Genomic DNA, 8,712 nt, shown 5'->3' on the forward strand with positions numbered 1-8,712 from the left:
AGAAATGAAGACTTGTTCCGCACAATGAAACTCAGCGGTGAGCAGATTAAGGAAAAAAGACTTAAGCTTACGAGACCTATTCTTGAACGTATCCATCATAAGGTGGTCATGATGATGCAGGATACCAAACTCATGGCAAACGAACTGATGAGAAAGGCTGTGAACTATACGATAAACCAGTGGAAATCCCTGAAAAATATCCTCAAGGACGGTTCTGCGGAAATATCGAACAACCTCTGTGAGCAAAGGATGAAACCTGTAAAGCTGCTGCTCAAGAACTGTATGAACATAGGCAGTGAGGATGCAGCAGGAAACTCGGCATTCATCTTTTCTCTGATAGAAAGCTGCAAGCTTAATGATATAGCCCCTCAGGATTACCTGAAGCACTTGTTTGAATGTATTCTTCATGGTAAGGACTGCGACAAGAAGGTCCTTCTGCCATGTTTTTATAAATCGGAATGTTAAAACTAAACTATTTTCTTGCGGACATTTTTATTTTATCGGCTGAAAAACAGCCGATAAAATTGTCGTGGCGGAAAATAGAATGGTTACAAATTTCTTGTTGTTGAAGATTATGGCAAAGCACTTATCTTGAACCATTTCGTTTAATAAAAGCTATTATCACTGTTTGAAACTGGTGACAGTACGCGGCTACAAGTCCTACGGCTATGACTACGTGAACCGCATCGGCTATGACAAGTTCGAGCAGCGCACCTATCTGAAATACTGCAACGGTGCGGAGACCTTCTACACCTACGAGCCCGCACGCCGCAGGCTGCAGAACCTGACGGTCAACGCAGGCGGCAAGTCAATTATGGACAATGCCTATGCCTACGATGCCGTAAGCAACGTGCTCAGCGTTGCCAACAAGGCCGCTCTTCCCGAAAGTGGAAAGGCGGGCGGACAGATGGCACATGCCTATACGTATGACGCACTCTACCGCCTGGCAAGTGCCACGGGAACCTATGCCGGAGCGGACAGCAAGACCGCTTCCTACCGGCTGGAGATGGGCTACGACAACATGCACCGCATTGTGTCGAATAAGCAGCATCTCACGCAGCAGGGCGTGCAGTTCGACGGTACGCTCCATGTGGTGGGCTATGACCTGGCCTATACCTACGGCAATACTGAGGGCAGGAAGTTCCAACTGGCAGGAATGACCAGACAGAAGCGGATGAGGTAGGTTTCCAGCTTGCCGCAAAGGGCTTTCTCCGCCTCGCTTTCCGACTCCACATAGATACGGCAGTTCACCTCATTCTTTCACCTGATTAAACACTGTTTGGCTGCCTGTGAAAAGAAAAGTTCAAGGGAATTTGTTTTCCCCTCCTGTCCTGCCGGAGGCTGAACGGCATCCACCTGACGGATGATGCGTTCCCATTCATCCAGGACTTCTTCCGGCATGGAAGCCTCGTTCCAGGATGGCATGGCAGCTATATCCGGATAGACTTTCAGGAAACGGGAGGAAAAGCCGTTCTGCGAGCGTTTCCCGCCAAACAGCGAGGAGAGCATGCCGGGCTGGGTGGAGCCGATAATGGAGCAGTAAGGATTGGGCAGGAAGATATACTCGTTGTTCGACTTGCGGGTGTATTTGAAGGGAGTACCACTGAACAGGCTGAGAAAGTAGCTTTCGTCCGAACCGTTGTAGCGGTTGAAGTTGGAGAGCAGGCTGTCTATTGCCCATGGCGGCTGCAAATGCAGTGAAAAAAGAAACAGCTGTAAAGTCCACCTGATAGTGCTCATACTTCTGCAGGGATTCCACGATGTACCTTACGGGCGCAGGAAATATACCCAGAGGGAAAAGAATGGGATTCTCCATAAGCTCATAGGATTTGGTTGCGTTGTCCAAGCGCCTTGCGCACTTCATGTTCGGGATAAAGCACCTTGTTGCCGGTCTTGACGGGCTTGAGGATGCCTTTCTTGTCCCAATGCCACAGGGTGGCATCACATACACCGAACAGTTCCTTTACCTCTGCCTTGGATAGCATGCGCTCCTTACGGGCGGCTTCCACCATCGAGCCGAGCTCATCCTTGGCACGGCGGATTAGTTCATCGGAAAATGCCTTGAGGTCTGCGGCATCCATTTCCACTCTCACATGGACTTTACCCTCACTGAGGATGTTGAATAATTCTTCCATACATACTGGTTTCCGTCCGCTGGGTAAACCCTTCTCTACGACCATAATCCTTGGTATGTGCAAATTTTGCACATACCAAGCTTTCTTCAAGTTCTCCCTCCTTGAATATATTATTGATATGACGTCCGAGGACTGTTCTGTCCTTCTGAAACAATTCCGCCATTTGCGCTTGAGATAGCCAAACGGTTTCATTTTGAAACTTAACATCTATACAGGTTTCACCATCTGTCGTTTGGTATATAACGATGCTATCTGTCTGGTTCAAATTATCCATAATATATGATTTTCAGTTTGTTATATTGTAATCTTATTTAAAACACATCAGCTTTCGCACCATTGGCAATAGCATCAACCTCATCCGCAATCTCATCGGAAGAGAGCTTGATGTAATCCATGAAAGTCTTCTGCGTCTTATGTCCGCTTACATGCATCATCTGCAAGATGGTGTATTTGTGCGTCAGGTACATATTGGTGATTCCGCTACGACGGGCTGTATGCGTAGTGACACAGTTATAACGGGGCATCATCACTTCACCCTTACTGTTCCTCTCCGACAAAGGGCGGCTTTTGCATGTAGGAGGAGCTGTTTCATATCGTACTAGTCAGGTAAATGTAGAGGAATCTCCTATAGGGAGTGTAAGCAGTGACGGAGTTACGTCGATGTTTCCTGCTGCTTTGCTCGAGGCTGATATCCCAGATATGGGAAGTGAGCTAAAAGGGGTGATAGAGTTTCTTTATACAGCTCCACGTTTTATGATACAGTCTGAATATTTTTTCGATTGTTTGCATCGTACATCCGGACAGAACTCTTATCGTGCGCATGGAGGATATATACAAGGAGGTATTTTGCTGAAAGGGCGCGAATTTGAGTATGATACTATGTATGCTGTTCCAGGACGTCCTGTTACTCCACAGGCTATAGAACTCGTTGCTCGTTTTAATTATACAGATATGAATGATGAACGTTCTGGTATTTTAGGAGGGGAAGAGAAAGATTTATCGTTGGGAATAAATTTTTATTTGAATCGTTATTTAGGAATAAAAATCAATGGAAGCTACGTTTGGGTAGGTAATTTCTGCAATAGTTTTTATCAGAAAAACTTTTTTCTATCACAACTGCGTCTGCAATATGTTTTCTGAATTCTGCTTGAGTCAAATTAGATAGACATAGAAAGTTATTGAATCAGTGAGAAAGACTCTAATTCGGTGGAGATTTTTGCTCCACCTCGAACGGTAATATTTTGCCGTTTTTTGCGTGCCGGGGGAAAACAAAAAATCCCGATTACGCTTGGAAATCAGGATTTTACTGTCTTTTACTTTTCTTCAAAGTGGTGCCACCAGGAATCGAATGTTTTAATTCAAAGTCCTAATTTGCAGCACTTTAATATCTTTGGAAAAATCCCCGAACCACTGAATCAGCCATATGCCAAATTCACCAAATTTCGATAGATTCTCGTTAATCATCCTTTGACTTTACAAAGGTAAGTGTTCGGTTCTATTCCTCCAAATATTTATATAGTTATTTAAAGTGGTTACAAGTTATTTGTATAAAGTTTAGCTTTTGATTATTAGTGATTTAAGAAATGTCATTCAAATGCCAAAACTTTGTTTCTTTCCAATATTTCTATAATCTCCTGTTCTTTATACAGAATCTTTCCTCCTATTTTGTAATATGGTAATTTGCCATTCATCCTATATTCAATGAGTGTTCTTTTTGTAATTTTGAGAGCCTTTGATAACTCTTGTTCTGTTATATAGCGGTTCCCGTCCAATATAGGTCTGTAGATTAAAGAATTTGCATCCAACATTTTGGATATACCTTCCATGGCTTCAATAAATCTCTTGACCTCATTACTATCCTTATTCAATACCTGCTGTCCCATTTCCATTATTTGTATATGTTTTAAGGTTATTCCTTACATAGCTTAGAATATCTTCTTTTTTATAATAAATCTTTCTGTCTATACGACTGAAGGGGATTAGCCCTTTCTGTCTTAAAGACAACAGTTTTCTGTCTGATATATTCATAAGAATACATACATCCTGATTATCCAACCATTCATTCAGTTCAGATTTGGAAGAGTTCAGTCCTTTCAGTTGTTTTTCTATCTTGAACAATATGTCGTTCATTTCCATAAATGCACTGGCTTCTATGTTCACTATCTCCATAATCATTTGTTTAAGTGGTTGGTACAAAAATAGAATAGAAGGCTATGGAACACAAGAGACTATCATCAAAGTGCATTATATTACATCAGATGTCATAGCGAAGCAACTGAACTATGCAGATCGGAGGGAGCTGAAATCCCTGTCTTATTTCGGGATTTGATAAGCAGACTATGTTTTGTTATTTGGAAAGATGGATTTTCACTGTATTTGTGAGGTCGTATATGGGATATAAGGATAGCCGCCTTTGATTTACGGCTATGCGTCACGTCGGTCGCAGTTAATCCCTGTAATCTTTCCTTTAATTCTAATCCGTTTGCCGCCGCATTCTTTTTCAGGTGAATTTTCACGGCGTAAGCCATGAAGAAAATTCTCCTGAAAAAAAGGAATAAATGCGGCTGGCAAAGCTGGATTGGAATTTATCTTTGATGGAAGGGATAACTGTTTAAACATTCAAACACAATCTTTTTTCCCTCCATTAGAATGTTCCTGATGGAATAGGCAGAGGTTTTCCTTCTTCATCATACAGTTCTGTAACTGTAAGAATATCATATCCGTATATTCTTTGTATCTTTTTCACGCATTTCAGCTGCCTGTTCCTGTAATACTCTTTTGAAAACACCACTTCACCTCCTTTCATGTGTCCTTCTTCCTGTATCATACCATCCTCATAAAACTGGCGGTAATCACGCTTGAAGTTCCTGAAGTCGATGTTGTATTCCTCTTTCATTACCTTGTCCATTCCGGGATAGAAATACTGTACGCTGTTTGTAGATAGGTCTTCCTTATAGTAATAACGCTTTGTCGGATAGCCGTTACTGTCAAACATCACTGTATAGTATGGCATTTCCGCATAGTTTTCTTCCCTGATAAGTTTCCCGTTATAGTCCCATTCCTGCCACAGACCGGTCTTCTCCCCATTCTCCGTATAGTGCTCTATACATTTCGGCTTTCCGCTCTGTGCCCATGTTTCCTTGTATTTCCCTTTCTTTCCGTTCCAGCCCCAGGTATATCCTTCTCTAATGAATGGCGGCATATCATCGCCTCCCTCCTCATAGATGCGGAAAGGACCATGCCGCATATCGTTACTGTACGAGACATAGGTAATCAGGTTTCCGTTACTGTCGAATATCCGTTCCTGCCCGTCAATCTTCCCGTTCTTGTAGTCTCGTTCCGTTCTTCTTGCATGACCGTACTCTACCATTATACCGTCCAGCTTGCCTTGCTCGTTATAGGAATACTCTTTCAACAGACTTCCATCATAATAGTACTCGTATCCTTTTCCTTTCGCCCTACCTTTTACATAGGTCAACTTCTTGAACAGACGGTTGTCCTTATATTCCTCGTATGCTCCGTCAAGGATACCGTCCTTGTTGAAGTTGGCTATGAGATATGAGCTGAAGCTTAATATAATCCGACATTTGCCGTGTAGAGGGGTACGGTCATATATGTTCCGCCATTGGTATGTAAGATTCCCCAATGGCACCCGTTCCACATCATTAATCTCCAGTGGCTCCTGTGCGAAAATCATACTTCCACAGAGAGAAAACAACAGTAATGACAACAATATCTTTCTCATAAGCGTCCTGTTTTTCATTTATCTTATTCGGGGATTGCTATATTCATCTTTTTCATATAGGCTGTATCAAGCTCCGCACCTTTCCAATTTATGTCAGGAGGGAACTGTTTCCATCCGTCTTTGGGTGGGGATAATACCCATTTAGGAACTGTATCCATAACTATTTCCGAATGCTCATTCCATTTTTCTGAATATTTTACTATTATTCGTAATTTATTTAGTTCCTTGTTGTGTAATCCATATCTTGTATCCACAATATAATCGAAATCTGCAACTCTATACTTAAACTGATGTATTATACCTTTATAATATCCACTTTTAAAATACACACCAATAGTATATCTTATATTAGCTTTATTGAAGTAATATAGTGTGTCCAAATAGCGTGTGGTGATAATAATAATTAATAAAATTATACCCCCAGTATAAATATATTTTTTTCTATTTATTTTCATTACTTCTTTTTTCTTATAGTATCATTTTTTATTCCTTCTATCTTCTTCACTTCATTTATATAATATGTACCCCAAAGAGAGATTATGGTTTTATCCATTGCATCTATAGTATCATCCCCATATTTATGAAGATTTCTTAATATACGTTGTATGTTCGGTTCATAAGGAGTATTTACAACTAATTATTCCTCAATATTTTATAAGCAATAAGTCAGGAATATGGTCGTTGTCTTTAATTGTACATTCTAAAGGATGAAGATTTAACATTTTTATTATTTCTTAGCTTATTTGACTTATTATCACCTGTTCGTACAGTCAGAGTACTTCTTCCGAAAGTTGTTCGGGCTCCTCGTCCGTCACCTTATGTTGGTTGACGCCGGGAAAGTAGTGACGCGCGTAAATCATCTGTTGCCGGATGTTGCTGGTCGTCACGTACCGCCCAACATTCTATTAATTTATGAGCGTGCTCTAGCGGGTGATAATAAGTCGGTGAGTTGTCCCATCAAGCCGAAGAGGAACCGGAAATTATTATTTACCAGTTCGTGGTCACCTTCGATGAAGCAGTCCTTGATAAGCGTTCTCATAGCCGATACCTCGTCTTTCTTGGATACGGGCATGAACTTGGAGAACTGCGAAAAAGTTGGTTCTGCCATGAGGGCTACATACATCTCCTTTTTACCGCAAAAGGTTTTCCGAACTCCACCATCAAATAAACCTTGCGCAACTTCTTTTTCTTCCATAAACGTATTTTTTATTTTCCGATAGATATAGGACGGAAAAAAAGAAAGAATGTGGAAAAACGGAAAGGAAAGTGCGGAAACCCCGTGATGTTTTCCACCATGTGTATATGGGAAAGGGGTACGTTATATTTCTTTAACAATATGAAATAGTGAATTTTGCCTTATTTTGTGTCCTTTTATGTAGACACACAGAATAATAAGCCTATTTGTATGAATAAATTTACAATAGACATAGACGAAACATTTAAATACCATTATCGTTCGTTATGCTTGTACGTGCTGCACTATGTCCATGATACGGATATTGCAGAAGACATCGTACAAGATAGTTTTTCTGCCTTGTGGGAGAAATTAAGTATCAGTGGAGCCGAGATAGAAAATGTCAAAGCCTACCTTTATACGACTGCCCGCAACCGCAGCCTGGACTATCTGAAGAAGGAGGAGATTTATGATCCGAATCTTTCCCCTTCTGATTTTGAAGATACGTTGAGCGATGAGGAAGCGGAGGAACGTTCGGTCAGGGAAGCGCGGATGTGGACTGCCATTGATGCCTTGCCCGAACGCTGCCGGGAGATATTCCTGCTGAACAAACGCGACGGCATGAAATACAGGGAGATAGCCGCCAAGTTCCAGATTTCCGTAAATACGGTGGATAACCACATCAGCAAGGCGCTCCGACTGATACGGGAAGGGACACAGAAAGTTTACGCATTCTTATTTAACTAATATTCACAAATTCCGCATAGTGAATTTGTCTGTAATCCCAGTCATTAATACGAAAACCAAAATAAAAGAGTATGAGAACCACGGATGAAAAATGCCTTCATTTTGTCTTGCGCCACTATCAGAAGAACAAGTTGGATACGCAAAAAGCATTGAAGGCTTTCAAAGAGAAATACCAGATAACGGAACAGGAACGGAAATCCTTCCGCTTGTGGTGGATACTTCCCGGTATGGCGGCAGCCATTCTGGTCGCAGTCCTTATTTATCCCCGCTTCCGGGAAAACGGAGCATGGAAGGAGGTAACGGCTTACTCGCACCCCGTGGATTATATGCTTCCGGACAGTTCCTCCATAACCCTGTTCCCGCATTCTTCCGTCCGTTTCCACGCAAAAGATTACCGGAAATCCAGCCGCAAAGTTCACATGGAAGGAAAAGTCGCGTTTTCTGTCAAGCATGACAATGCCCACCCGTTTACGGTAGAAGGGAAACTGTCCCAAGTCAGGGTATTGGGTACTGTCTTTACCGTCGATGAGAGCCGTGCAGACACAGCTATCGTGCAAGTCACATCGGGAAAGGTGCAGTTCTCAGCAATCGGGCAACCGGACGTTGTGATACTGACCGGAGGCATGGCAGCGCAAGTGACGGAAGAACAACCGGACGTACAGGTAATCAAAGAACGGAAAGCGGGCAGCTTTATTTTCGACAACGCCCCACTTCCAAAGGTACTTGAGGAATTGTCCCGATATTATAAAGTCAAACTATCCGCAAGCAATGAGAATAAACGCCTGACGGCCAGCTTCAAGAACAAAAGCCTTGATGAAATAATCAGGTTTATAGAGAAAGTGTTGAATGTAAAGATAGAAAAAGTAAAACAATGAAGTTAACAATCATTGCGATTATATTGTGTGTCTCTC

14 protein-coding genes and 1 pseudogene are annotated in these 8,712 nt (G+C 42.0%); 5 read left to right on the top strand and 10 right to left on the bottom strand.

The features are described from left to right. Together BACCOP_RS02550 and BACCOP_RS02555 are read left to right on the top strand one after the other, a co-directional pair. On the top strand, window positions 1-465 hold a 465-nt coding region (locus tag BACCOP_RS02550; protein ID WP_007565897.1), incomplete at its 5' end, for an IS66 family transposase. Window positions 466-718: 253 nt separating this feature from the next. Next, window positions 719-1,150, top strand: a pseudogene (locus BACCOP_RS02555) (hypothetical protein); the annotation flags it as partial. Between the two features lie 110 nt (window positions 1,151-1,260). Here the strand turns inward: BACCOP_RS02555 and BACCOP_RS02560 are convergent. From BACCOP_RS02560 to BACCOP_RS02575, 4 genes are all read right to left on the bottom strand, one after another. Beyond that, entirely contained in the window at window positions 1,261-1,740 is a 480-nt protein-coding gene (locus tag BACCOP_RS02560) for a DUF3987 domain-containing protein (protein ID WP_007565899.1), read from the bottom strand. Window positions 1,741-1,820: 80 nt separating this feature from the next. Next, on the bottom strand, window positions 1,821-2,135 hold the full coding sequence (locus BACCOP_RS02565; protein ID WP_007565901.1) for a helix-turn-helix domain-containing protein: 315 nt from the start codon (window positions 2,133-2,135) through the stop codon (window positions 1,821-1,823). Then, window positions 2,107-2,409 (bottom strand): hypothetical protein, encoded by a 303-nt coding sequence (locus tag BACCOP_RS02570; RefSeq protein WP_007565902.1) that lies wholly within the window; start codon window positions 2,407-2,409, stop codon window positions 2,107-2,109. Before BACCOP_RS02570 ends, BACCOP_RS02565 begins: the two co-directional genes overlap by 29 nt. A 37-nt stretch (window positions 2,410-2,446) precedes the next feature. After that, entirely contained in the window at window positions 2,447-2,692 is a 246-nt protein-coding gene (locus BACCOP_RS02575) for a site-specific integrase (RefSeq protein WP_040311741.1), read from the bottom strand. A gap of 10 nt (window positions 2,693-2,702) precedes the next feature. Here BACCOP_RS02575 and BACCOP_RS02580 point away from each other — a divergent pair, with 10 nt between their 5' ends. Next, window positions 2,703-3,275: a porin gene (locus tag BACCOP_RS02580; RefSeq protein WP_050756936.1), complete on the top strand. Its 573-nt coding sequence runs from the start codon at window positions 2,703-2,705 to the stop codon at window positions 3,273-3,275. 446 nt (window positions 3,276-3,721) lie between these two features. Here BACCOP_RS02580 and BACCOP_RS02585 read toward each other — a convergent pair whose 3' ends face one another. The 6 genes from BACCOP_RS02585 to BACCOP_RS02610 form a co-directional block, all read right to left on the bottom strand. Continuing rightward, complete coding sequence (locus BACCOP_RS02585; protein ID WP_007565909.1) at window positions 3,722-4,018, bottom strand: helix-turn-helix domain-containing protein; 297 nt, start codon at window positions 4,016-4,018, stop codon at window positions 3,722-3,724. Next, window positions 3,996-4,304: a helix-turn-helix domain-containing protein gene (locus BACCOP_RS02590; RefSeq protein WP_040311745.1), complete on the bottom strand. Its 309-nt coding sequence runs from the start codon at window positions 4,302-4,304 to the stop codon at window positions 3,996-3,998. Before BACCOP_RS02590 ends, BACCOP_RS02585 begins: the two co-directional genes overlap by 23 nt. A 255-nt stretch (window positions 4,305-4,559) precedes the next feature. Then, window positions 4,560-4,754, bottom strand: coding sequence for a hypothetical protein (locus tag BACCOP_RS20605; protein WP_172772457.1), 195 nt, complete (start codon window positions 4,752-4,754; stop codon window positions 4,560-4,562). 25 nt (window positions 4,755-4,779) lie between these two features. Continuing rightward, window positions 4,780-5,880: a toxin-antitoxin system YwqK family antitoxin gene (locus BACCOP_RS02600; protein WP_040311742.1), complete on the bottom strand. Its 1,101-nt coding sequence runs from the start codon at window positions 5,878-5,880 to the stop codon at window positions 4,780-4,782. 23 nt (window positions 5,881-5,903) lie between these two features. Continuing rightward, window positions 5,904-6,335 (bottom strand): hypothetical protein, encoded by a 432-nt coding sequence (locus BACCOP_RS02605; protein WP_007565916.1) that lies wholly within the window; start codon window positions 6,333-6,335, stop codon window positions 5,904-5,906. Window positions 6,336-6,790: 455 nt separating this feature from the next. Beyond that, window positions 6,791-7,075, bottom strand: coding sequence for a hypothetical protein (locus BACCOP_RS02610; protein WP_007558537.1), 285 nt, complete (start codon window positions 7,073-7,075; stop codon window positions 6,791-6,793). 210 nt (window positions 7,076-7,285) lie between these two features. Between BACCOP_RS02610 and BACCOP_RS02615 the strand changes: the two genes are divergently transcribed. Continuing rightward, on the top strand, window positions 7,286-7,801 hold the full coding sequence (locus BACCOP_RS02615) for an RNA polymerase sigma-70 factor (protein WP_007558540.1): 516 nt from the start codon (window positions 7,286-7,288) through the stop codon (window positions 7,799-7,801). Window positions 7,802-7,872: 71 nt separating this feature from the next. Continuing rightward, window positions 7,873-8,676, top strand: a complete 804-nt coding sequence (locus tag BACCOP_RS02620; RefSeq protein WP_007558542.1) for a FecR family protein — start codon at window positions 7,873-7,875, stop codon at window positions 8,674-8,676. Window positions 8,677-8,712: the final 36 nt, after the last annotated feature.

Origin of the sequence: Phocaeicola coprocola DSM 17136 (assembly GCF_000154845.1) — a bacterium.
In the GTDB taxonomy this organism is placed as follows: domain Bacteria; phylum Bacteroidota; class Bacteroidia; order Bacteroidales; family Bacteroidaceae; genus Phocaeicola; species Phocaeicola coprocola.

Excerpts from the sequence above, each read along its gene's own strand:
- BACCOP_RS02560 (WP_007565899.1), bottom strand. The coding sequence starts at position 1,740 with ATGAGCACTATCAGGTGGACTTTACAGCTGTTTCTTTTTTCACTGCAT.
- BACCOP_RS02565 (WP_007565901.1), bottom strand. The coding sequence starts at position 2,135 with ATGGAAGAATTATTCAACATCCTCAGTGAGGGTAAAGTCCATGTGAGA.
- BACCOP_RS02570 (WP_007565902.1), bottom strand. The coding sequence starts at position 2,409 with ATGGATAATTTGAACCAGACAGATAGCATCGTTATATACCAAACGACA.
- BACCOP_RS02585 (WP_007565909.1), bottom strand. The coding sequence starts at position 4,018 with ATGGGACAGCAGGTATTGAATAAGGATAGTAATGAGGTCAAGAGATTT.
- BACCOP_RS02590 (WP_040311745.1), bottom strand. The coding sequence starts at position 4,304 with ATGGAGATAGTGAACATAGAAGCCAGTGCATTTATGGAAATGAACGAC.
- BACCOP_RS20605 (WP_172772457.1), bottom strand. The coding sequence starts at position 4,754 with ATGTTTAAACAGTTATCCCTTCCATCAAAGATAAATTCCAATCCAGCT.
- BACCOP_RS02600 (WP_040311742.1), bottom strand. The coding sequence starts at position 5,880 with ATGAGAAAGATATTGTTGTCATTACTGTTGTTTTCTCTCTGTGGAAGT.
- BACCOP_RS02605 (WP_007565916.1), bottom strand. The coding sequence starts at position 6,335 with ATGAAAATAAATAGAAAAAAATATATTTATACTGGGGGTATAATTTTA.
- BACCOP_RS02610 (WP_007558537.1), bottom strand. The coding sequence starts at position 7,075 with ATGGAAGAAAAAGAAGTTGCGCAAGGTTTATTTGATGGTGGAGTTCGG.
- BACCOP_RS02615 (WP_007558540.1), top strand. The coding sequence starts at position 7,286 with ATGAATAAATTTACAATAGACATAGACGAAACATTTAAATACCATTAT.
- BACCOP_RS02620 (WP_007558542.1), top strand. The coding sequence starts at position 7,873 with ATGAGAACCACGGATGAAAAATGCCTTCATTTTGTCTTGCGCCACTAT.